The organism is Gottfriedia sp. ABJ_BB2_2 (genome assembly GCF_055484705.1).
In genome coordinates, this window is record NZ_JBVFKR010000031.1 from 1 (window position 1) to 513 (window position 513).

Here is a 513-nt window from a genome sequence, read left to right on the forward strand (position 1 = left end):
GGGGTGAAGTCGTAACAAGGTAGCCGTATCGGAAGGTGCGGCTGGATCACCTCCTTTCTATGGAGACATCATGAACCGTTGGTTCATGCATGAAAAGATGTTTCTTCATTGTTTTGTTTAGTTTTGAGAGTTCACTCTCAATTTGTACCTTGAAAACTAGATAATGTCATTCATTAAACTGCGTAAGTTTAATTTAAGTTTTAAAATTAGTTAAGTTAGAAAGGGCGCACGGTGGATGCCTTGGCACTAGGAGTCGATGAAGGACGGGACTAACACCGATATGCTTCGGGGAGCTGTAAGTAAGCTTTGATCCGGAGATTTCCGAATGGGGGAACCCACTACTCGTAATGGAGTAGTATCTTTATCTGAATACATAGGGTAAAGAGGACAGACCCAGGGAACTGAAACATCTAAGTACCTGGAGGAATAGAAAGCAAAATGCGATTTCCTGAGTAGCGGCGAGCGAAACGGAAGATAGCCCAAACCAAGAGGCTTGCCTCTTGGGGTTGTAGG

2 rRNA genes are annotated in these 513 nt (G+C 44.1%); both read left to right on the forward strand.

The features are described from left to right. Positions 1-57 (forward strand): 16S ribosomal RNA (locus ACX6U0_RS21285); the annotation flags it as partial. 151 nt (positions 58-208) lie between these two features. Beyond that, positions 209-513: ribosomal RNA gene (locus tag ACX6U0_RS21290) — 23S ribosomal RNA — on the forward strand; the annotation flags it as partial.